Source organism: Flavobacterium sp. HJSW_4, assembly GCF_042436695.1.
GTDB lineage: Bacteria > Bacteroidota > Bacteroidia > Flavobacteriales > Flavobacteriaceae > Flavobacterium.
This window is the reverse complement of sequence record NZ_JBHNPP010000002.1, coordinates 76,893-102,039: the sequence shown is the minus strand read 5'-3', so window position 1 is coordinate 102,039 and position 25,147 is coordinate 76,893. Positions and strand designations below refer to the sequence as shown.

At 36.8% G+C, this 25,147-nt stretch carries 12 protein-coding genes; 10 read left to right on the top strand and 2 right to left on the bottom strand.

Annotation, left to right across the window (positions count from 1 at the left end):
- Window positions 1-935 precede the first annotated feature (935 nt).
- The gene (locus ACE01P_RS02205; protein ID WP_379693605.1) at window positions 936-2,621 is read right to left on the bottom strand and encodes a sodium/sugar symporter; all 1,686 of its coding nucleotides are present in this window, start codon (window positions 2,619-2,621) and stop codon (window positions 936-938) included.
- A gap of 54 nt (window positions 2,622-2,675) precedes the next feature.
- Window positions 2,676-5,288 carry a glycoside hydrolase family 3 C-terminal domain-containing protein gene (locus ACE01P_RS02200; RefSeq protein ID WP_379693603.1) on the bottom strand — a complete coding sequence of 871 codons (2,613 nt, stop codon included), beginning with the start codon at window positions 5,286-5,288 and terminating at the stop codon, window positions 2,676-2,678.
- A gap of 323 nt (window positions 5,289-5,611) precedes the next feature.
- Here ACE01P_RS02200 and ACE01P_RS02195 point away from each other — a divergent pair, with 323 nt between their 5' ends.
- The 10 genes from ACE01P_RS02195 to ACE01P_RS02150 all read left to right on the top strand — a co-directional run bounded on the left by ACE01P_RS02195 (window position 5,612) and on the right by ACE01P_RS02150 (window position 25,023).
- A complete protein-coding gene (locus ACE01P_RS02195) occupies window positions 5,612-9,946 on the top strand; it encodes a two-component regulator propeller domain-containing protein (RefSeq protein ID WP_379693601.1) in 4,335 nt (1,444 codons plus the stop codon).
- Window positions 9,947-10,506: 560 nt separating this feature from the next.
- Complete coding sequence (locus ACE01P_RS02190; RefSeq protein ID WP_379693599.1) at window positions 10,507-11,262, top strand: hypothetical protein; 756 nt, start codon at window positions 10,507-10,509, stop codon at window positions 11,260-11,262.
- 149 nt (window positions 11,263-11,411) lie between these two features.
- Entirely contained in the window at window positions 11,412-14,633 is a 3,222-nt protein-coding gene (locus ACE01P_RS02185) for a SusC/RagA family TonB-linked outer membrane protein (protein WP_379693596.1), read from the top strand.
- A gap of 25 nt (window positions 14,634-14,658) precedes the next feature.
- Entirely contained in the window at window positions 14,659-16,554 is a 1,896-nt protein-coding gene (locus tag ACE01P_RS02180) for a RagB/SusD family nutrient uptake outer membrane protein (RefSeq protein WP_379693593.1), read from the top strand.
- A 12-nt stretch (window positions 16,555-16,566) separates the two neighbouring features.
- Window positions 16,567-18,216 (top strand): DUF5123 domain-containing protein, encoded by a 1,650-nt coding sequence (locus ACE01P_RS02175; protein ID WP_379693591.1) that lies wholly within the window; start codon window positions 16,567-16,569, stop codon window positions 18,214-18,216.
- Between the two features lie 168 nt (window positions 18,217-18,384).
- Window positions 18,385-20,028: a glycoside hydrolase 43 family protein gene (locus ACE01P_RS02170; protein ID WP_379693589.1), complete on the top strand. Its 1,644-nt coding sequence runs from the start codon at window positions 18,385-18,387 to the stop codon at window positions 20,026-20,028.
- A gap of 6 nt (window positions 20,029-20,034) precedes the next feature.
- Window positions 20,035-21,255, top strand: a complete 1,221-nt coding sequence (locus tag ACE01P_RS02165) for a glycoside hydrolase family 105 protein (protein ID WP_379693587.1) — start codon at window positions 20,035-20,037, stop codon at window positions 21,253-21,255.
- Between the two features lie 22 nt (window positions 21,256-21,277).
- Window positions 21,278-22,969, top strand: coding sequence for a glycoside hydrolase family 28 protein (locus ACE01P_RS02160; RefSeq protein ID WP_379693585.1), 1,692 nt, complete (start codon window positions 21,278-21,280; stop codon window positions 22,967-22,969).
- 11 nt (window positions 22,970-22,980) lie between these two features.
- Window positions 22,981-23,979: a pectinesterase family protein gene (locus tag ACE01P_RS02155; protein WP_379693582.1), complete on the top strand. Its 999-nt coding sequence runs from the start codon at window positions 22,981-22,983 to the stop codon at window positions 23,977-23,979.
- A 51-nt stretch (window positions 23,980-24,030) separates the two neighbouring features.
- Window positions 24,031-25,023 carry an alpha/beta hydrolase fold domain-containing protein gene (locus ACE01P_RS02150; protein ID WP_379693580.1) on the top strand — a complete coding sequence of 331 codons (993 nt, stop codon included), beginning with the start codon at window positions 24,031-24,033 and terminating at the stop codon, window positions 25,021-25,023.
- The last annotated feature ends 124 nt before the right edge of the window (window positions 25,024-25,147 follow it).

The window sequence follows — 25,147 nt, the reverse complement described above, 5'->3', positions numbered from 1 at the left end:
GTTTATGAAACTAATTGCACCGATTCTGCACCCATGTTCAAATACATCTACTTTAGAATTTTTGTCTTGCAAAATTGTCTTTTAATATACTTGAACCTAGTCTTTTTAGCTATTGATTTTACTGAATGTTTACTATTTCAAAATTTCATGTGCTACAATTCTGCCACAAAACTTTGCATGGTGAAAGATCTTTAAACTCGCCTTAGTTTTCGTAGCAGAAATGGTATCAATCCCTATGCCTTTTTGCAACAAAGTTCGTGCTTTTTAAATTATATTTTTGTGTTTTTTGTCCTGAGTAGTAACCCGTAAAGGACAGATTACAAACCATTTTATGGAGGATTTGAGGAGATTGTCTTACTGGAAGTAGAGGCTGTCCTTCATTGGCTTTATGAATTTGGTTTGGATGTCCTGTCGGGGATTGATTCAAAATATACTTGATTTTCCAAATATTTTTTAATTAAATATTTTCAACTGATAATTATCAAAAATAGACAACTATAAAATTTATGGCAAAAGGTATCAGGTATAATTTAGCAAAGAAAAAAATGGCGACAATTTCCTTAAATTGACGCCATTTGGCTGTAGTGAAATATATGGTGCAAAATTCCAAGGTAATTTATAGATTAGTACTTCAAATAGAAGGTTTTTTGAGCTGCTCTCTAATTAGGGGCTGGATACCCAGTTGGGGATTGATAAAAAAACAGATATTATTCCTCAAATGATTTTTGAATTATTTTATTCCTAAAAAAATCAATATTAAATAACTGCCAGAAATACCTATTTCCAAAAACTTAAGCCAAGTTTTTAGCATTAGGCATTGAAAGTTGCTGTTTTGTTAAAACCTGTCTTAGCTTTCGGCTATCATTGAAGGAACAAACAGCTGCTGTTTATGAAAAACAACAGCTGTAAAGATAGAGAATTGAACTGATAATTTATTACCAGAACTTAACGTAAAGTGCAACGATAATCAATAATGTAATTACGATTAATACTGTTGTCTGTGGCTGTACTTTGAACATTCCAGGTTCTGTCTCGAATGCTTTAGGGTTTACTTTTGATCCAGCGAAACTGATCAGGATCATGGCAATCATTGTAAATAAGAATGATAATCCCATACAGATGTGGAAAGGAATTTCGAAAGCTCCTTTTCCGTTAGAATAAGCTGTATATAAAAGTGTGTCGTTCCCAAATAAAGCTGGAGCGTATTCGTTGAATAAAACTGACAATAAGAATCCTAAGATTACACCAACGATTGCAGCTGTTCCAGTAGTTCTTTTCCAGAACATACCCAAGAAGAACATGGCAAAAACTCCAGGGCTGATGAATCCTGTGTATTTTTGGATGTATGTAAATCCTCCAACACCGCCAATTCCTAAGATGTCATTCCATGTAAATAAAACAGCCAAAAGCATTGCAACGAAAACAGCAATTCTACCAATGTTTACCTGCTGTTTTTCACCAGCTTCTTTTTGAATGTATTTTTTATGAACATCTAATGTATAGATTGTAGAAATACTGTTTACTTTTCCTGCTAAAGATGCTACGATTGCAGCAGTTAGAGCCGCAACAGAAAGTCCTTTTAATCCAGTTGGAAGGAATGTCAAGACAGCAGAATAAGCTCCGTCTTTTCCTCCAACCAATTGAGGCAAGTGTCCGTTTGTATATAAAACGTAAGCAGCAATACCAGGAAGCATTACGATAAGCGGCATTAATAATTTTAACATACCAGCAAATAAAATTCCTGTACGCGCCGTTTGTAAATCTGCTCCAAGCGCTCTTTGCGTAATGTATTGGTTACATCCCCAATAGTTAAGGTTGATGATCCAGATACCAGCAGCGTAAGATAACAATCCTGGGAAAGTTAAATATTTATCGATTTCTAACTGAGAAGATGCAGCAGTCGGTTTTGGAATAATCATTTTGAAATGCTCAGGAGCTTCTTTCATTAAAACTTTGAAACCTGCAATTGCATTTTCGCCAACACCAAAATATTGACCAACAGTTGTAAGAGCGATATAAGAAGTTACCAAACCTCCAATGATTAATACAGCAACCTGAATAACGTCTGTATAAGCCACAACTTTCATTCCTCCAAGAGAAATAAATAAAGCAAAAACAGCCAATCCGATCATGATTGCGTGAAGATATTCTCCTCCGGCAAGACCGTTAATGGCAACAGCTCCTAAGTATAAAATAGAAGTTAAGTTTACAAAAACATATAAAAACAGCCAGAAAACCGCCATAATCAAAGCAGTAGATTCGTTGTAACGTGTTTTTAAGAATTGTGGCATCGTGTAAATCTTATTTTTAAGATATACAGGGATAAACCATACGGCAACAATAATAAGTGCAACGGCAGCAAGCCATTCGTAAGCAGCAACAGCAATTCCTAAGAAGAAACCTTCACCACTCATTCCGATGAATTGTTCTGCAGAGATGTTAGAAGCAATAAGAGAAGCTCCAATTGCCCACCAAGTTAAATTTCCTTCAGCCAAAAAGTAAGCTTTAGCATCTTGTTCGTCTTGTTTACGTTTGCGGTAAACGGTGTAACCGTAGACCGAGACTACGATGAAATAAATAATAAAAACCGCATAGTCTGCGAAAGCGAGGTTTTGATTCATTGTAAAATTTGATTAATAAAAGTGGTTAATAGTTAGTCTTATAGTTGTAAAAAATTATTTCTCAAGCGTAATCATTTTACCTGTAAAGTTGATTCTTCCGTTTTGAATATCACTAGAACCATCTGGCTGTTTTCCGCCAACAGAAATGGTAAACCAACCTGGCTCAACAACACGTTGTTTTTTCTTGTTGATCATAGAAAGCTGTCTTGGCGTAATAGTAAAAGTAACGGTCTTTTTTTCTCCTTTTTTTAGATGGATTCGCTCAAAACCTTCCAATTGGCAAATCGGACGCGGAGTAGAGGCTTTCTCGTCTTTCACATATAACTCAGCCACTTCGTCTCCGTCACGATCTCCAGTATTGGTAATGTCAACAGAAATTTTAAAATCTGCGTCAGAATTAAAGTTTTTTGGAAGCTGTAAATTAGAATATTTAAAAGTCGTATAACTCAAACCAAATCCAAAAGGGTAAAGAGGCGTTTTATGGAAATAGCGGTACGTTCTGCCTTCCATATCATAATTTTCAAATTTAGGAAGCTGATCTACCGATTTATAGTACGTAACCGGAAGTCTTCCCGCCGGATTGTAATCTCCAAAAAGAACATCAGCAATCGCATTTCCGCCCTGCTGGCCAGGATATCCAGCCGTTAAAATAGCTGGCAGATTATCATTTGCCCAATTGACAGAAAGCGCGCTTCCGTTAATTAAAACTAATATTACGGGTTTTCCAGTCGCTTTAACGGCTTTCATAAGCTCTTCTTGATTGGCTGGAAGATCCAGACTTGTTCGGTCTCCGCCATTGAAACCATCCGCTTCCACTTTCATTTCTTCACCTTCCAAACGTTCATTCAGTCCTAAAACTAAAATTACAGCATCGGCTTGATTGGCAGTTTGCACCGCTTCTTGAATTAGGTTTTCTCGAGGTTCTGACCAAAATAATTGTGCAATCGCGTCTCCATAGAAATTCTGGTATTTAACCTCTATTTTGTATTTTTTTCCCGCTTCTAAATCAATTTTCTGCGGACGAAAACGGGGATGATGGTTGTTTTTTCCGCCAGTAGTTTTCCCGCCTTCAATTTCAACGGTCATAAACGGTTTTGACCATTCAGAAATGTTGTAAGTTTCTGATTTAGGAACGCTAAGATATCCTGTCCACTTTACGCTGTAATTGCCCATTTTCAAACGAGAATCTGGCGTATTAATATCCCATTCAAAATCAATATTATCATCAATTCGAGTAAAAAGAGGTTTTCCTTTCCAATCCTTATTATCAAAATATTCACCAATTAAACCTTGCGTTCCGTTTTCGTTTTGAAAATATACTGATGGTATAATATTCATTTTTGGAACTCCTTTTGCTAAATCAGTTCCTTTTGCATATAAAACCTTTGCATTTGGTTCCAATTTGTTTTGAATCCCTTTTAAAACTGTAATCGGATTGCTTGGAACTCCGCTGTAATTTCCCCATAAAGATTGAATATCATCTGCATTTGGCCCAATTACCGCAACTGTTTTGATATTTTTAGAAAGAGGCAAGGTATTGTTTTGGTTTTTTAAAAGAACAATACTTTTTTGGGAAGCTGTTCTGGCAAGAAAATCATTAGCCGCATTATTGTTGGTTGAAAACGGAATTTGGGCATAAGGAACAATCTCGTCTGGATCAAACATTCCTAATTTAAAACGAGCCGTAAATAAACGTTTAACGGCAATATCAATATCGGCTTCTGTAATTAATTTTCGGTCAACAGCTTCTTTCAAAGACTGGAAACTGCTTCCGCATTCCAAATCCAAACCGTTTTTTACCGCCAATGCTGAAGCGCTTGCAGCATCGTTCGTAATTTTATGGTACTTCCAAATATCGGTTACAGCACCACAATCCGATACGATGTAGCCGTTGAATCCCCATGCATTTCTAAGAATATTAAATAGAAACGGACTCGCACTGGCAGATTCTCCTCTAAAGCGGTTATAAGCACCCATTACAGAATAAACATGTCCTTCTTTTACCAAAGTTCTAAAAGCAGGAAGATAGGTTTCGTATAAATCCACATCGCTTGTATTGGCATCAAAAAAATGTCGGGAAGGCTCTGGTCCCGAATGCACAGCATAATGCTTTGCAGTAGCAACCACTTTTAAATACTTGTCATTAGTGCCTTGAAGTCCATTAACATAATTAAGCCCCAATTGGCTCGTCAAGAACGGATCTTCTCCATACGTCTCATGTCCGCGTCCCCAGCGGGGATCACGAAAGATATTTACGTTTGGCGACCAGAATGTCAGTCCCTGGTACATTCCGTGCTGGCCTCTTCTTAAATATTCATGATGTTTGGCACGAGCTTCATCAGAAATGGCAGTGGCAACATCCAATATTAACTGGCGATCCCAAGAAGAAGCAATTGAAATTGATTGCGGAAAAACAGTGGCAAATCCCGCACGTGCGACGCCATGCAATGATTCGTTCCACCAATTGTATTCTGGAACTCCCAAACGGTCGATAGCAGGAGCAGAATCCATTAACTGGTTTATTTTTTCGTCTAATGACATTCTCGACACCAAGTCATTAACACGCTGTTCTGTTGGCAGATTTGAATTTTTGTAAGGTAAATTTTCTTGCGAAAAGGCGGTTAAAGCAAAAAAATGTAATGCAATAACTATGGATTTTCTTTTCATAGGTTTTGGAAAGTGTTAGATTTATTATTTTTCGATTACTGCTTTAAATAAAACAGAAATATGATTTTACAGAGATTAAAAGAGGATAGACTATTAAATTGCTGACTCACAAAATTAGATTTTTATACTTTTAAAGATAGGATAAAATGCTATTTAGAGTATGCTATAAAGCTTATTGCTAATGTTTTATGATTATCAATGAAGTGTCAAAGGGAGACAAATCACTATTTTTAGGGTGCTATTTTGCTGAAATAACGACTTGTCTTAGGTCAGGAAAGGAATTTTGATATTTTTGCAATTCTCCTAATTTTATAAAGTTTGTAATGAAAAGAAATATATTTTTATTCTTTTTTTATTGGATAAGTATTTTGTGTTCAGGTCAGCCTTCCGGTACACTGACTCATTTTGCAAACGATTTAAAGTTAAGGCAATCCCGTATTCTTGATATTCAACAGGATAAAAAGGGATTCATCTGGCTTTCTACGTTCAATGGATTGATTCGTTATGACGGAAGCAATTTTCAGAAATTCAGGGTAAAACAAAACGGATCACTGAATTTAATTTCCAATCGTGTTTTCAAGTTCAGATTTGACAATAGCGACAGAATCTGGATTCAGTCCGAGAAAAATGATATTTATTACTTTGATACCAAACAATTAAGTTTTCATTATCCAATAGAAGAAGGCCCGTTAAAGGCTGGCAATATTGCGTTTGTCGATTTTAAAGTGATGCCTTCTGGAAGAGTTTGGCTTTTTCCCGAAGAGAAAAATTATGTAATCGCTTTTGAAGCCAATAGAAAGATTAGAAAAATAACTTTTGACCCTGCAAAACGCTGTGGGAAAATCAGTGATATTTTTGAAGACAAACAGGGAACGACTTGGTTTTTTACCGAAGCAGGCACTTGCAGATTGAATAAATCTGGAGGAGAGCCGCAGTATTTCTTTTTTAATGGAAAGCCTTGCGTGTACAATACATTTTTAGAAACCAAAGAAGATATAATTTTTGGAGGTAACAAAGGAGAATTGGCACGTTACAACAAAAAAGCAAGTACCTTTTTTGACTTCCCGCTTAATATTAAAGAAGATATCATTTATACCGAACTTGTTGCCAATACTAAAATGCTTATCATAACAGCGGGGCAGGTATTTTATTTTTGTGATCTGAAAACGGGAAAACTAGATTCGTATAGTGGCAAGACCTTAATAGGGTTTCCCAATAAAAAAATCACTTTTTTGGGATCCACACGTTCTAGACAATTTTGGTTTGAATCTAGGGCTGAAGGCGTGTTTCAGTTTGATCTGTTGACCAAAAAGATAAAAAAAATGTCTGTTGATTACAGTGATTCTGCAACTGCTGGAGGAGAAAGAAAAAGTTTTCTGCTTACTTCGCCAAATGGAACAGTTTGGATTCAATCGAGCAATGCGCCGTTTTCGTATTGGGATGAAAAAAATAATAAACTATCTTCTATAATTCGATGCATTAACGAATCCAAAGAATCGGTTTCAGATTTGATGCACACTGCTATGTTTGATAGATTAGGAAATCTTTGGTTTTGCTCCTTCAAACAAGGTTTGGATTTGGTGACTTTCAGCAACAGTAATTTTTCTACCTTAAATCTCGATTCATCAAATGATCATCATAAGCACAATGTGAGAAGTTTGATGAAAGACAATAAAGGAAATCTTTGGGTAGCAAGCCGTAAAGAGAAAATTGCTTTATTTGACAGCCAGAAAAAGAAAATCGGACTTTTGGCTTCTGATGGAACTTTATCAGCAGCTGGTCCTGGCTGGGGAGCTGATATTTACAGTATGCTTGAGGATAATAAGGGCAGAATCTGGGTAGGGACAAGAGGAAACGGTTTATTTTTCTTAGTGCCGACCGATCAGCCTTTTCAGTATAAAGTTACCCATTATAAAAATGACGAAAATAATCTTTACGGAATTAATTCTGATGATATTTTTAAAATTTATCAAGCCGCAAACGGACAGATTTATATTGCAACTTGGGGTGGCGGTGTAAACATTATTCGCGAATCAAATAACGGAATCCAATTTGTCAATTTTAAAAATGAATTAAAAAACTATCCAATAAAAACGGCAGATAAGGTCCGTTCGATTGCAGAAAATAAAGACCATAAAATATTTTTTATTTCATCGTATAAATTATTTTCTTTTTCGGAAGAAACTAAAGCGACAAGCAAAATAAAGTTTAGTGAGTATTCACAGGTTTCGGGCAATGATATTCTGGATATTTTAATTACGGACGATAATCAGATGGCGTTGGCAACCAATGGCATGGGGTTGATTTTGGCCGATTTAGATAAAAAGGGCCAGCTGAACGTGAAATCAATCTGGAACGAAATGGTTTCTTTCCCAGTCGAGGGAGTTGTTTCCATTGCAGAAGACAAAGCAGGAAAAATTTGGCTGATGAGCGACAATCAGATTGTGCGTTTTGATCCAAAGAATAATAGCGCGGAGACTTTTCCAGAATTAAAATCGATTATTGGAACAGAGATATTTTCTGAGGCAACCAAATGCGAACTCTCAAATGGAGAACTCGCCGTAGGATATTCTAATGGCGTAATTTATTTCAAACCAGAAAAAATTAAAGCTTTTTATTTCAAACCTTATTTAGCGATTTCTGGATTTTTGGTAAATAACAAAGACCTGTATGAAATAAATCCGGAAACTCCCAAAAATCCTGATTTGTTACAAGAAGTCACGTTGGAGCACAATCAGAATTTCTTTAAAGTGCAGATTTCAGCCTTGGATTATCTTAAAAGCGAAAATATCGTGTATCGGTATAAACTAGAAGGAATTGATAAACAGTGGAATTACATTAAAAGTGGACAATCTATCAATTATACCAATTTAGGCCGTGGAAGCTATACCCTTCTAATTTCTTCAACAAATGGACATAATTTATGGATGGATAATGAGAGGCAAATTAAAATTACAATTCGCCCGTCGATCTGGGGAACTAATTTTGCCTATTTCTGTTACTTAGTATTGGCTTGCGGCTTGTTTTTCGTTGTCAATAGAGCCATTCTTACCATTCTAAAGCTGCGTGGCGATGTAAAATTGGAGAAACAAATGAGCGAATTAAAGCTGAAATTCTTTACCGATATTTCGCATGAAATCCGTACGCCACTCACCATGATTTCTGCTCCTTTGGAAGTGATGCTTGCCGATGATAATCTAAAAGAAGGAACAAAAGGCCAGCTTCGAATTATAGAAAAAAGCAGTAATAAATTATTGAATTTGGTCAATCAGATTTTAGATTTGAGGCGAGTTCAAGATAAAAAACTTGCTATTCACGAAATCAATCTAGGAGAATTTGTTGCTCAAATGTGTGAAGATTTTGAAGAAATGAGTAATCAGAGCAATATAAATCTTAGTATTGATGTCGCTTCATCAAACCCAAAGATTTGGGCAGATCCTGATAGTTTGGATAAAATTTTAATCAACTTGCTTTCGAATGCCTTTAAATACTGCAGTAAAGGAGATTCGATTGAAGTAAAAGTGGAAGAATCAGAAAAACATGTGTTTTTGACTGTAAGCGATAACGGACCAGGAATTAGTCCGACGCTTCAAAAAAGATTATTTGTCCGTTTTTCAAATTATAATGAAAACTTGTCGAACCCAAGTACAGGTCTTGGATTATCTATTATAAAAGATATTGCAGACAAACACGGAGCGGAAGTTTTGGTAGACAGCACTCAAGGAAAAGGAAGCAGTTTTCAGGTTGCGTTTTTAAAAGGCTATCAGCACTTTAAAAAAGATGTAGATATTTTGTTAGATGAAACGGAAGAGCATTTTTCTAATGAAATGGATCTGGATTTTGAATCTGAACTTGAGGAAGAAATAGCAACACCAGAAGAGATGGGAAGAGAGCAGCCTATTGGACTTGTGGTAGAGGACGATCCTGAATTGCGTGCGTTTATTGTTTCTATTTTGGAAAGCGATTATAAAATTTTTACAGCGGAAAATGGAGAGGAAGGGTATAATAAATCTGAACAAATTTTGCCAGATTTTGTCATTAGCGATATTATGATGCCTCAGAAGGATGGAATTGAAATGCTGAAAGCAATTAGGGATAATTTGTTGATCAGCCACATTCCAGTTATTTTGCTTAGCGCGAAATCATCGATAGAAAGCAAATTGGAAGGATTAGAATACGGAGCAGATGATTACGTTACAAAACCTTTTAATGTCAGTTTGCTAAAAGCGAGAGTGAAAAATGTTTTGGAACAACGAGCCCGTTTGCAGCAATTGTTTTCCAGCGGAAACACAATTGAGATTTTCAAAGAAGAACCGCTGCAAATCTCAAACAAAGACCAGAAATTTATGTTTCAGGTTATCGGATTTGTAAAAGAAAATATGTCTAATTCCGATTTTTCAGTTGACGAACTAGGAAAACTAATGGGCATGTCGCGCGCTAGTTTTTTCAACAAACTCAAAAGCACTACTGGAGCTTCTCCTGTTGTTTTTATTCGTGATATGCGATTAAGCGAAGCAGCGCGACTTTTAAAACAGGATGATTTATTAATAAAAGAAATCTGTTTTGAAGTAGGGTTTAATGATCTGAAATACTTCGGAAAATGCTTCAGATCAAAATACGATCATACGCCGGCTGAATATAGAAGACAATTTCGCTAATAGCAATTAAAATATAAACTGCATTTCTATTGAACGCAAGGTTTCGGGCTTAAGGTGTGTATTATTCTCAAAGTTTAAAAGCACAATCTTATTGAACATCACCCAAGGTTTTCAATCTTGGGTGGCGAAGCATATTTATCCCAATGGTTAATAATCATTGGCTAAAATTTCTTTCCAGCCAATTTCTCCGCAATCCTATTAAGCATAGTCCTAAGTTTGAACCTCGGAGGACGAAAGTAGTAATCAATGATTGATTATGATATCCGTTTTTATTTATGATATTTTTTTTTCATTAAATAAAAAAAGTAAGAAAAATTTAGCGAATTAATGGCGATAGGTGTTAAAATAGCGATTTGTACCGTCCCGAAAAGCAAAAATTACCCCTTTTTGAGATTTGCTATTTCTAGTTTTGCTTCATAATCTTGATTGATTTTTAACTAACTAACTTTAAAACCAAAATTTATGAACCAAACTAACTTTAACATTCAACTTCCAATTTTGGACTGCTGTCCTCAAATGAATCCAAAGAAAAAATTTAATCATTTTTAAGCTTAGCAGATATGAAAATGATTAGAAACCTGATTTTTGGAGCTGGTATATTTTTTCTCTTAAATTCCTGCTCTAACGACGACCTTAAATATGAAAGCCATACAATTAAAAAACTAGATTTTCAGTTAAACGGCGAACCTTGGAATTTAAATGTGGGGATCTCAACCAGACCTCTTTTTGTGTACAAAGAAAATGGAGAATATGCGGCAAATTACAGCTCGCTTTATCCTTTTTCGCTAGACGATGGAAAATACAAATTTGTAGCGACAGATTATCCAGAGCAAATGGTTCCGTCTCCAACGAACCTTAACGAACTGATTGTTCAACAGCCGGCTTTGGCAAATCAGCCAGTAAATTTATCGGATGCAATGCCTTACGCTTCTCCTTTTGATGAGCCGTTAACATTGAATATTACTACCAGAACGGGAATTCTTCGTTTGAAGACGTTAGATATTACCGCCGATAAGAGTTATACCACAATTAAAACTACGGTTTTGGTAAAAAGAAGCGGTTACAAAGTGGTTGACGGAAAGTATATTAAAGAAGACATGTTTGTGACGAGGAGCAAAGCAACCTCGAGCGGCGGAATAAACTACACGGACGACTTTGTTTTATTTCAAACTGGTGAAGAAGCCAATAACGTTCGCGTTAAAATAGAATGTCTGAATCAGAACATGGAAGTGGTGAAGACCAAAGAGCTGCAAACCACTTTTGCCATTGAAGCTAATAAGGTTACGAATGTCGATTTTCTTATAAACGAGCCTTAACAAACTTCTTTTCAAAACAAACCAATACGAAATACGATTTGCCATTATTTGGATTAAAAAATGATATGATAGCCATAAAAGGTTGTTGTTTTAAATTTTTTTAATGAATCCAAAGACCGGCTTATAATCCAATAAAAAATATTCTAGTTATGACTATAAAAAAATATATCTGGAGCATTTTGGCCGTTCTGTTTTTAACAGGGGGTATTTATGCTCAGAAGCGTACAACCGTGAGCGGTTCGGTTAAGGATAACATGGCGGGTATTCCGGGCGCAACAATTATGGTAAAGAATGAAAATACGAATACCGTTACCGATTTTGACGGTAAATTCAGCGTAGCAGTAGCAGATCCGGAAACTGCTGTTCTAATCATCAAATTTGTGGGAATGAATGATGAGATTGTGCCTTTGAAAGGACGTACATCTGGCATTACGGTAACCATGAAAGAATCGAACAGCGAATTGAATGAAGTTGTTGTAATTGGTTATGGTACGCAAAAACGTAAAAACTTAACTGGAGCGGTTGCCAGCATAAAAGGAACCGAATTGGCAAAAGTACCGACATCCAATGTGGCGGAAGCCTTGACGGGAAGACTTCCTGGGGTTCAGGTTACAACTGTTGACGGTTCGCCGGGAGCAGATGTGAAAATTAGAATTCGTGGAGGTGGATCTATTACCGAGGACAACTCGCCATTAATTTTGGTTGACGGCTTTGAGGTGGCCAACTTAAATGATATTCCACCGACAGATATCGAATCTGTAGAGGTTCTGAAAGATGCAGCCTCTACAGCCGTATATGGAGCAAGAGGTGCAAATGGAGTTATTATTGTGACAACTAAAGTTCCTAAAGCAGGAAAAGTGGCGGTAAACATTCACAACTACACGCAAATTAAAACGCTTGCCAACCATTTGGATGTTATGGATCCTTATGAGTTTGTTATGATGCAATATGAATTTGCACGTAAAAGCACTTCTAACCCAACTGGATTTTATAATATGTATGGCAGACCAAGCGAATTTTACATATATAAAGGAAATAAGGGAACAGATTGGCAAAAAGAAATTTTTGGAAGCAATCCTATTGCGAGATATACGGATATCAATGTAAGTGGCGGAAGTGAAAAAACAAAATTCAAATTTACGTTTGTAAACCAAGATCAGCCGGGTGTTTTGCTGGGAACAGGAATGCGTCAGAATTATGTTTACTTAATTTTGAATTCAAAATTAACCGACAATCTTACGTTCGAATACCAAACGCGTTTAACCAATCAAACTATTGAAGGTTCAGGAACAGATGGAGTAAGTTTGCTTAGAGCTTTGCGCGAAGCACCAACGGCAGGGCTAGAAGAGTATATGACTTTACCTGAAGATAATACGTACTTCGATCCCGACGATTATGAGATAAAACCTCGTTTTAATCCATTTGAAGAAGCAGAAAAAAATTACCGCAATCGCACAACAAGGACATTTAATACTACAGGAGCTTTAACATGGACAATCAAAAAAGGATTGACGCTCCGTTCTTCATTTGGCTATGAATATAAATATTCTGAAGATGGGCGTTTCTGGGGTACAGATACTAAAACAGCATTAGAAAACAATAACCTGCCTCTAACGTATTGGTCGATGACCCAATCTCCTCGCTGGCAGTTGAATAACGTATTGAACTACGGTTTTAAATTAAAAGAGCGCCACGATTTCCAATTGATGATCGGACAGGAGATTAAAGATCAGGAAAGCTCAATTAAGTTTTTCCGCACGCGTTATTTCCCTGAAGACATTACTGGAGAAAAGGCTCTAGACAACCTGGCTTTGGGAACCCCTTTTGAAAATGGTTCAAATGCAGAATCTCCAAATAGAATTTCTTCATTCTTTGGAAGGGCCAATTACGGTTATGATGACCGTTATCTTTTTACGTTTACTGTCCGTACCGACGGTTCTACAAAATTTGGTCCAGACAACAGATGGGGAGTTTTTCCTGCGGGAGCTTTTGCATGGAGAGTTTCAAATGAAAGTTTCTTAAAAGACAGCCAGACCGTTTCTAACTTAAAACTTCGTTTGAGTTATGGAGCTTCTGGTAATGATAGAATTAAAGGCGATTTATATGCAAAATATTACGGAGTTTCTAGAGATCGTTCTGTAGGATGGGGAGAAGAAAATCATTACTACTATAATTTTTATAATGACAAATATCTGAACAATCCAAATGTAAAATGGGAAACGACGTATACAGCCAATGTTGGTCTTGATTTTGGCTTTTTCAAAGAAAGGCTTACAGGAACTTTAGATTTTTATCATAATAAAGTAAAAGATTTATTGGTGCCGTCAGATATTGCATCGGTTTCTGGTTTTACAAAAATGATGACCAACGTTGGACAGACTTCTAATAAAGGTGTTGAATTGGCTCTTAACGGAAGTGTGATTAAGAAAAAGGATTTTCAGGTTGATTTGACTTTTAATATTGGCTACAACAAAAACAAAATTGACAAATTGGCGAGCGGAGAGCAGGAATGGATTTTAAGTTCGGGCTGGGCATCAACGCAATTGCTGAATGATGATGACTACCGCGCCTATGTAGGCGGAACAAAAGGCTTGATCTACGGATTTGTAAACGATGGCTTCTATACAATGGATGATTTCGAATCTTTTGATGCTGTAACCAAAACTTGGAAATTAAAAGAAGGTGTTGCCAATTCAAAAAACCTTTCTGGCGATCCGGTTCCAGGAAATGCGAAGTTTAAGAAACTGACTCCTGTTGATCCGTCAGATCCTAATAGTTATGTGATTGGAGATAAGGACAGAAAAGTAATCGGGGATACTAATCCTGATTTTTCTGGAGGTTTTGGTGTTAATGCTATCTGGAAAAATTTTGATTTAACAGCTTTCTTCAACTTCATGTATGGATTTGATGTGTATAATGCCAATAAAATTATGACGACTTCTTTCTATCAGAACAATCAGAATAATTTTAGTATGGACGTGGGATTAAACAACCGCTGGAGAAATTATGATGACATGGGTAACGATCTTCGCTATTCGCCTGAACAGCTGGCAAAACAAAATGAAAATGCTACAATGTGGAATCCAGTATCTCTTGGCCGACCTATTGCAATGTCTTACGCTGTTGAAGACGGGTCTTTCTTAAGATTAAACACGCTGAGCATTGGTTATACTATTCCAAAACAAAACAGTTCAAAAGTAGGATTCAGCAGAATCAGATTGTATGCTACAGGAAGCAACTTGTTTGTTTGGACAAACTATTCTGGATATGATCCAGATATCAATCTGGAAACTGGATTAACACCAAATATTGACTATAACGCTTATCCAAGAACACGTAACTATGCTTTTGGAGTGCAGTTGTCATTTTAATTGAACAATATTAAATCTCATGATGATGAATAAAAAGATAATATTTAGTTTTCTGCTAGTTGTTGCACTGTCCTTTACAGCCTGCGACGAATATCTAGATGTACAGCCTGGATCTGGCTTTACCCAAGCGGAAATTTTTAAATCAGAAAAAGACATTCAATCTGCTGTTGCGGGCGTTTATACGCTCATGCTGACCGATGACGCTTATGCAAACCGTCTTGCTTTTGTTTTTAATACGAATACGGACGTAGAAATGTCGGGTGTTTCAACCAATACAGTAAACGGAAACGGTTCTGATATTGCCTGTTACGATCCAAAACCCTATTGGACTACTTTAAACGGCACTTGGAGCGCAATGTATAAAATTATCAATGCGGCAAATGATGTTATTGAAGGAATTGAAAGCTCTGATTTGTATAAAGCAGATCCTAAAAATGCCCCTTCTAACATTATGCAGATGTATGGAGAAGTAAAAACAATACGTGCCATGGTTTACTTAGACATGATCCGTATTTGGGGAGATGTTGTTTTTCGCACCAAATCTTCAACAGGAGATGAAAATTTTGCCGTTGGAACCACAGACCGAAATGTAATTCTTGAATTTCTAATAGACGATTTGAAGTCGGTTGAGCCTTTTATGAAAAATGCAAACGAATTGGATTATGGAGTGGAACGCGCTTCTAGAAGCTTCAATCAGGGGCTAATAGGACTATTGGCTCTTACAAGAGGAGGGTGGACGCTTCGCCCGGACGAAAACAATCCGGCTAGTATCGGACACATGGAAAGAGGAAAAAATCACGAGCAGTATTATGATATCGCAATCCAATATTTGGATAAGGTAATTCAAGGCAGACAGCATGATTTAAAATTAGGTTTTAAAGAATTCTGGATGAAGCAGAACAATTGGGAAACACCGGTCAATGACGATGTTATTTTCTCAATCCCGATGTTGAAAAACTCCACGGGCGAGTACGGCTATTTTGCCGGAATTCCGATTGCTGAAGGGAATCATCCGTACGGAAGCGCTTCTGGGACTCTTAGTTTATGCGGTGAATACCTTTATTCATTCGACAATAAGGATTTAAGAAGAGATGTTACCTGCGCACCGCTGTCATACGATCAAAATCTAAATCAGGTAATTCGTCTGGACCTGGCTCGTTTGGCTGTTGGTAAATGGTCTAAACTATGGATGAATGATCCACTTGGAAGCACAAGCCAAAAAGGAACGGGAATAAATTATTCTTGGATGCGATTTGCAGATGTGCTGTTAATGTACGCAGAAGCGGTAAACGAACGTTTTGGACCTCGTGAAGATGCTAAGGAATGTTTAAGACGTGTGCGTAGAAGAGCTTTTGCCCAAGCTGATTGGGGAACCAAAGTAGATAATTATGTAATGTCTAAATCATCGCCAGATTTATTCTTTAAGGCTATAATGGATGAGCGCAAATGGGAATTTGGTGGAGAAAGCAAACGTAAATTTGATTTAGCGCGTTGGAATAAATTTAGTGAAGTGGTTTACAATCAGTATTTTAAATTATACAATTGGGGGCGTGTAGCCAATGGAGCTTATGTTCCAGGCATTGACCAAGTTCCTGGAAGCATTTATTATAAAAACATTCCAGATCCAGTTAACTCGGGCAGAACAATTTTAGATATTAAAGGAATTGATGAAATTCTTCAAGCTCGTCCTGCTGGATATACGGAACTTCCCTTTGCGGTAAGCTGGTATTCATTGAATAACGATACGGCAAGTTACGAACCAAGAAACGATATCAAATGGAGTTTCAGAGGATTCATCAACTACAATAACGCTTCATCGGTATCGCCAACAGATCCGCTGCGTTATTTATGTCCTTATCCTTCTAAGGTAATTACAGATCATAGAGGAGCAATTCAAAATTATTATGGATTTAATTTTTAAATCGTACCAAGCATGAAAAACTTTAGAAAAATATTTTATATACTATCTCTTATAGGGTTAATTGCCTGCGGAGAATTGCTGATATCTTGTGAGAACGATGAGTTTAAATATCCGCAAGAGCTAGATTTATTTCAGCCAAAATTTGTCCTTACAGCTCCTTTGGTAAAAGGAAACTCGATTGCTATTGTTTGGTATAAAGTAAATGATGCCGCTTCTTATACAGTTGAGCTGCATTTAGACAATTATTATAAAAGTTTGTACAAATCGTATACTACTACAGACACGCAAATTTTAATGGATGATATTCCCTATAAAACACAGTTCTATATTCGAGTAAGATCGAATCATGCAATTGATGGCCATAATTCGCAATGGTCGTATACGAATGCTTTAACAGAAGAGCGTCCGCCGTTTCAACCTATTTTGCATGAAGTGGAAAAGGTAAACATTACTGAAACGGAAGTTACTGTAAATTGGGATATTTCTTCAGAGAACCCAGTTGACAGTATTTCTGTAGCGCCTGCACAATCGGCAGAGATTCCTGCAATAGGCCGCAAACTTACTTCGGCAGAAATTGCAAAAGGAGAAGCTACTGTTGCTGGCTTGGAAAAAAATACATTGTACAACGTAAATATTTTCGACAACAACAAACCGAGACGTTACGATAAGCCGTACAATCAGGTTTCTTTCCGTTCGGCAGGACCATCAGCTGCAACCATCATTGTTACAAAGGGTATGGATTTAGATGCTTTATTGAGAACAAACAATGATGATCCTACCATTCCAGAAGGAACAGAATATTTCCTTGAAGCAGGTTCGCTGTTTAAAATTACGCCTTTCACAATCTCAAAAGGGTTTAAATTGATTGGAGGAACCCAGGGAGAGCGCCCTCAAATCGAAATGAATGGAAACTGGAACATTGCCGAAGGTTCTTATTTGACGGAATTGGCTTTTGAAAACATACGTTTCTACCAAACTATCGATGCTGGCTATTTCTTTAATAGCGGTACAGCGTGGAAAATAGATAAAATTACCTTCTACAACTGTGTTTTCAATTATTTCAAACGCGGTTTCTGGAGACATCAAGGAAACGGAAAATACAAAGAAATTGGTGAATTAGATATGAGCTATTGTACATTCGATCAAGTGGGAGGACATACAGGCCCTTACGGAACATTTGTTTTTGGTTCTGCCGGAGCAGATAACGTGAAGAAAGCCAAATTCTCAAATTGTACTTTCATGAGAGATTATTATCAGACTACAGATAAGAACAGAAACTTTAAAAACTTGTTTGATTATGGTACATCAGCTTATCCGATTCAGTTGGAATATCAAAATATTACGCTTTATGATTACGCATACAACAGATCATTAATCAATATTCCGAATGCTGTGGGGTCTACTTTGATCTTTAAAAATGTATTAATGGCATCTGCATGCGGTAAAGTAATCCAAGCAATTGCAGCCAATACGCCAACAACGTATGGAAATAATTATACAACTACCGATTATCTGTTAGGCGCCTCTGCGATTCAGGGAACCGAATTAGGTATCAGTGCACAAAATTTGTTTGTTGATCCTGCAAATGGCAATTTGATGATTAAAGATTCAAATTCTCCAATTGTAACCAATAGAGTAGGAGACACAAGATGGTTGCCATAAGTTTAAGTTTTGTTAATTAAGTGGTTTCAGTACTTACATGAAGTATCCTTGTGGTTGAGGATACTTCAATGTACTGTCTTTCGCAGATTAATAGACGAAAATTGAACTTTAAAAATATCACCCTTTTGATGTTTTAAAGAAGCGAATTATTTAATAAAAATCAATACAATGAAATTCAAACAATTACTACTCGCCTTAGGATTATTTTGGTATTTAGGAGCAGGAGCACAAGGCTGGAACGCTGACTTGGGAAACGGAAAATATAAAAACCCAATCTTGCATGTAGATTACTCTGATCCTGATGTTTGCGCTGGAGAAGACGGTTATTACATGACAGCATCTAGTTTTAATAGCACGCCAGGGCTTCCTATACTTCATTCTAAAGATCTTGTAAACTGGGAATTGGTTGGATATGCATTGCAAAATCTATTTCCGATAGAACATTATCGTACGGTTCGTCACGGCGACGGTGTTTGGGCTCCTTCAATTCGTTATCATAACGGAGAATATTTTATTTATTGGGGAGATCCTGATTTTGGAATATTTATGGTTAAAACTAAAAATCCAGCAGGTGTTTGGGAAGAACCGGTTTTGGTAAAAGAAGCAAAAGGAATTATAGATACTTGTCCGTTTTGGGATGAAGACGGAAAAGCTTATTTATCTTATGCTTTCGCAGGAAGCCGCGCTAACGTAAAAACAGTTTTAATGCTTTCTGAAATGGCGCCAGAAGGAACCAAACTAATAGCAAATCCTTCTTTAGTTTTTGATGGACACAACGGGCACACAACAGTTGAAGGCTCAAAAATGTACAAACGCGAAGGTTATTATTGGATTATGGCTCCTGCTGGAGGTGTAAAACCAGGATGGCAATTGGCAATGCGTTCTAAAAATGTTTGGGGACCGTATGAATATAAAGTGGTTTTAAACCAAGGGAATTCACCTGTTAATGGGCCTCATCAAGGCGGATATGTTGAAACGCCAAACGGAGAAGGATGGTTTTTGCATTTTCAAGATCGTTGGGCTTATGGGCGAGTGGTTCATCTGCAGCCTGTGACTTGGAAAGAGGGTTGGCCAATTATGGGGAAAGATTCTAACAAAGACGGAATTGGAGAACCTATTATGGAATGGACCAAACCAAATGTAGGCAAAAATTATCCAGCAACGCCATTAGTTTCTTCTGATGAATTTAATAGCCATCAATACGGATTGCAATGGCAGTGGCAAGCAAATCAAAACCCTGCGGAACATTGGGGCTGGTCATCGGCAAATCTTGGTTTTCTTCGCCTGAATTGTATTCCGAGAAAAGAAGCAAACAAAACCATGTGGATGATGCCGAATCTTTTATTGCAAAAATTTCCAGGCGCCAATTTTACAGCAACAGCAAAATTGACTTTTGAAAATAATCCAGATGCAGGAGTAAGCGGTTCAGGTCTGATTGTTTTTGGCGAAGATTATGCTTATATCGCAATCGAACAGGATAAAATGGGCAATTTGAATTTGGTGCAACGTTCATTAAAAAGCGCTAGAACTTCTAAAGAAGTGGAGAAAGAAATAGCATCAATCCCTGTAAACAAAAAAGAAGTGAGTTTGCGCGCCAAGGTAGAAATGGTTCAGAGCAGAGAGCCTTTTGATGCGAGTGTTACTTTTTACTATAGTTTAGATGGAAAGAATTTCAAAAAGTTAGGCGAATCATTCAAACCTAGCGCTGGAAGATGGGTTGGTGCCAAAATCGGACTTTTTGCAACAGGATCTAAAACTATTAATGACAGCAGTTATACCGATTACGATTGGTTTAGAGTCGAAGAAAATTAAAAGATTATGAGACGTAAAATGACCTATTATTTTCTTGCTTTGTTTGTTTGTCTAACTTCCTTCGGGCAATTAAAACCAACAGATAAAGAGGGAGTAGCGCCAATTGATTGGGCGATAAAAATGGCCGATTCAGATCAGAAACGCGTTCCAAATCCAGTGTTTTTGGATGGTGTGAAATATCCGAAATGGAATTATACCAATGGTTTGGTGGCATTGGCCAATCAGAAATTGTATGATTATACCAAGAATCAAAAATATTGGGATTACGGACTTTCTTATGCCGAACAATTGATTGATAAAGATGGAAATATTCAAGGCGGGTATGAAATCGAGAAATACAGTCTGGATCTAGTCAATTCTGGTAAAATACTTTTTGAGATTTATCAAAAGACTAATGAGCCGCGCTATAAAAAAGCAATGGATGTATTGCATAAACAATTAGAAGGACATCCAAGAAATTCTGACGGTGGTTATTGGCATAAAAAAAGTTATTCGTGGCAAATGTGGCTGGATGGCGTTTATATGGCGGATCCTTTTTCTGCGCAATACGGACAAGTATTTAATGATCCAAAAGCAATTGACGATGCAATTCTGCAAGCAGAACTGATTCAGAAACACACTTTTGATGCAAAAACAGGCCTGAACTTTCACGGTTATGATGAAAAACGTGCACAATTCTGGGCAAACAAAACTACTGGAACTTCATCACATATTTGGGGACGTGCGCAAGGCTGGTATTGCATGGCTTTGGTTGACATATTAGACTTTGTTCCAGAAAGCCATCCTAAGCGAAAGGAGGTAATCCAAATCATTCAAAAGGTTTTTGAAGCTGTCTTAAAAGCGCAAGATTCTAAAACAGGAGTTTGGTGGCAAGTAATGGATCAGCCGGGAAGAAAAGGCAATTATCTGGAATCGACTTGTTCGACGATGTTTGTGTATTCATTTGCAAAAGCCTACAACAAAGGTTATGTTGGCAAACAGTTTCTTAAATCGGCACAAAAAGGTTTTAATGGCATTCAGAAAGAATTTATACAAGAAAATTCAGATGGAACCATTTCGATTACAAAATGCTGTGCCGTTGCCGGATTGGGCGGTAAAAAACCTCAAGACCGAAACGGCTCATTCGAATATTATATTTCAGAGCCTATAAGAGAAAATGATGCAAAAGCAGTTGGACCTTATATTATGGCTGGTATTGAATTACAAAAAGTTCTAGACAAAAAATAATGTTTCAAAATTATAATGAATTATGATAAAAATTAAAAGCACTCTTCTAATAACAGCATTTCTTCTTACGACTTTAACTGGTTTTAGTCAAAAGAAAGGGACTTCAATTGTGGCAGAAAAAAAAGCCATTTCAAGTTTGAAAATTCCTTTTAAAATGCCAGAAGTGCAAATTCCGAAGTTTAAAAACGATACGCTAAATATTGTTGATTTTGGAGCGGTTCCTAATACGGAACAGCTTTGTACAAATGCAATTAATACAGCGATTGAAAAGTGCTTTCAATCGGGTGGCGGAGTGGTGCTAATTCCTGCGGGACTTTGGACAACAGGGCCAATAAAACTGAAAAGCAATGTAAATCTACATACTCAAAATGGTGCTTTTGTTTCTTTCACAAGCGATTTAAAACAATACAAACTGATAGAATCTTATTTTGAAGGAAATAAAGTGATTCGCTGCGAATCGCCTATTATGGGCGTTAATTTAGAAAACATCGCCATTACAGGTCAGGGCATTTTTGACGGTAACGGTGCTGTGTGGAGACCTGTTAAAATCGGAAAAATGACGGCTGGACAATGGAGCGATTTAGTGAATTCTGGTGGTGTTTTGTCTAAAGATGGAAAAATCTGGTATCCTTCAAAAGGCGCTTATGAGGGGAATGAGGAAAGAAGCAAATTGCCTAAAAAGGAAACTGTAGAAAATATGGAACCTTACAAAGAAGCGCTTCGTCCCGTTATGGTAAGTTTGGTCAATTGTAAAAAACTGCTTTTAGATGGCGTTACGTTTCAAAACTCTCCTGCGTGGAATGTTAATCCGTTAATGTGTGAACATCTTACATTACGCAACTTAACGATTCGTAATCCGTGGTATTCTCAAAATGGAGACGGTTTAGATTTAGAATCTTGCAGAATCGGAACGGTAACCAATTGTCGTTTTGATGTTGGAGATGATGCCATTTGTATCAAATCTGGAAAAGATAAAGAAGGAAGAGACCGAGCAAAACCAACAGAATTATTTGTAATTACAGATTGTGTGGTGTATCACGCACACGGAGGTTTTACCATTGGAAGCGAAATGTCAGGCGGCGTTAAAAATATATACGCTAAAAACTTAACCTTTAACGGAACAGATTGCGGACTTCGATTTAAATCGGTTAGAGGTCGTGGCGGAGTGGTAGAAAATATTTGGATGGAAGACATTCGAATGAATAATATTCCAACAGACGCCATCAATTTCAACTTGTATTATTTCGGAAAATCATTATCTGAAGATAAAGAAACGGGCGAAGTAACGGTTGCCAAGGAACCAATCACAGAGGAAACGCCTGCCTTTAAAAATATGTATTTCAAAAACATTTCTGTAAATGGTGCGGCTCAGGCTTTAAAAATTATGGGAATTCCAGAAATGCCAGTTGCTAATATCGAATTTGAAAACATGATTATCCGTTCAGATGTTGGTGTTCAGTTAAATTATGCAAGCAAAATTGCTTTTAAAAACCTTGATTTAAGATTGGATAAACCTGGAATTGCAGTAAGTTTTTCAAACAGCAAAAATGTGAGTTTGGACGGACTTAAATCGACTGGAGAAAATCAGATGTTTTGGGTTGGAGGTTTAGAAACAAAAGATATTTCATTAAAAACCAATGGAAAGAAAATAATTCTGAATAAAGACCTAAAAGTTTTAGAATCCATAAAAGATGAGGTAAAAGTGGTAAACTAAAAAAATACAACATGATACTAATCAAATTTATAGCAGCTTCGATTTTCTTTCTGAATTTTTCATATAAAAATGATTCGATAAAAACTCCAATTAAAGAAATTCCAAAAGAAGTTAAATCTTATGATATCATTGTAGATGCCAATGGAAAAGGAGATTTTAAAACAGTGGAAGAAGCTTTTAATGTTGTGCCTTTATTTAAAACTTCACAAACTAAAATTTTTGTGAAGAACGGTATTTATAAAGAAAAACTAGAATTGGCTTTGAACAAAAACAATGTAACGTTGATTGGAGAAAGCAAAGAAAAAGTAATTCTAACTTATGATGATTATGCTTCAAAATCAAATGGAGCGGGAGGAACAATTGGAACTTCTGGATCAGCAAGTTTTATTGTTACGGGAAATGGTTTTAAAGCGCAGAATATTACGTTTGAAAACTCTTCTGGTCCTGTTGGGCAAGCGGTTGCCGTAAGAATCGATGGAGATAGAATCATTTTTGAAAATTGTAAATTTTTAGGTTTTCAAGATACCTTATATCCGAGAGAAAGTGCCAGCAGACAATATTATAAAAACTGTTATATAGAAGGAACAACAGATTTCATTTTTGGAGGTTCAACCGCGGTTTTTGAGGATTGTGAAATCTTCTCTAAAAAAGGAGGTTCATATATTACTGCTGCCAATACGCCAGAATCGAATCCGTACGGATTTGTATTTCTTAACTGTAAACTAACGTCAAATTCTGGAGACAGCTCTTATTTCTTAGGAAGACCTTGGAGAAATTATGCTAGAACTGTATTTGTGAAATGCGATATGGGTTCTCACATTAAACCGCTTGGCTGGCACAATTGGGGAAAACCAGAAGCAGAAAAAACAGTCTTTTATGCCGAATACCAATCAACAGGAGCAGGAGCAAATACAGCATCTCGTGTCAATTGGTCACATCAGCTTTCTGTAGAACAGTTTAAAAGGAAATATTCGATGAAAGCAATTTTCAATGATTGGAAACCGAATTAAGGTTTTTAGAATTCATCTTTTGGAATTGACAATCAATTTAATAAATAAGGAATGAAGTTTCAAATTAGAAAATTTAAAGCAGTATTTATTTGGGTTTGCATCGTATTTCTTCAAAAGATGAATGCGCAATATCTGGAGGGACTTACTCAAGTTAGGGATACTTCTTTCAATAACAAAAGCGCTTACAAGAAAACGGTAAAGTATTTCCCAAACACGGCTTTGGTTCCCGAAATGCATTTTGATGATGTTGTGCAGAAGAACGATATTGTGTACTGCAGTTACGGTAAACGCAAAATGAAACTCGATGTTTTTTTCAATAATAATAAAAAAGAAAAACAAACAGCCATTATTCTTATTCATGGAGGAGGATGGCGATCTGGAAGCCGAGATCAACACCATCAGATGGCGCAGAAATTAGCAAGTCTGGGTTATGTTTGTTTTACACCAGAATACCGGCTCTCTACAGAAGCGCTTTTTCCGGCAGCGATTTATGATCTCAAAGCTTCGATTCGCTGGGTAAGAGAAAATGCCGAAAAGTATAATGTAAATCCTGATCGAATTGTTTCTCTCGGATTTTCTGCTGGAGGACAATTAGCTGCTTTTATGGGCGTAACGGGAAATATGCCTTTGTTTGAAGGATATATAACCAATTCAAAATCCAAATCTCAAATAAATGCGATAGTTGATATCGACGGAACGTTATCGTTTGCGCATCCCGAAAGCAGTGAAACAAAAGAACCTAAAATTTTTGGCGCAAGTGCGCAGTGGATTGGGTATTCCATGAAAGACAATCCGCAACTTTGGGAAACGGCTTCTCCTTTGTCTTATGCAAACGCTTCAGCTCCGCCGACATTATTTATCAATAGTTCGATCGCCAGAATGCACGCCGGCAGAGATGATTTCATAAAGAATTTAACTGAGAACGGAATCTATTCTGAGGTTCACGAATTTGAAAATTCACCTCATGCTTTTTGTCTTTTCAATCCGTGGTTTGAACCGACAATCCTTTACATAGATCAATTTCTAGGTAAAGTTTTTAACTAAAGCAAAATTATTAAACCTAGAACGAATTGGCTAAACCAGAACTGTTTGATCCGCATCCAAATTTTTTTTTAACGGATAATTAAAATTTATGAACTATCAATAGGATTTGAAAAATAGGAAAAAA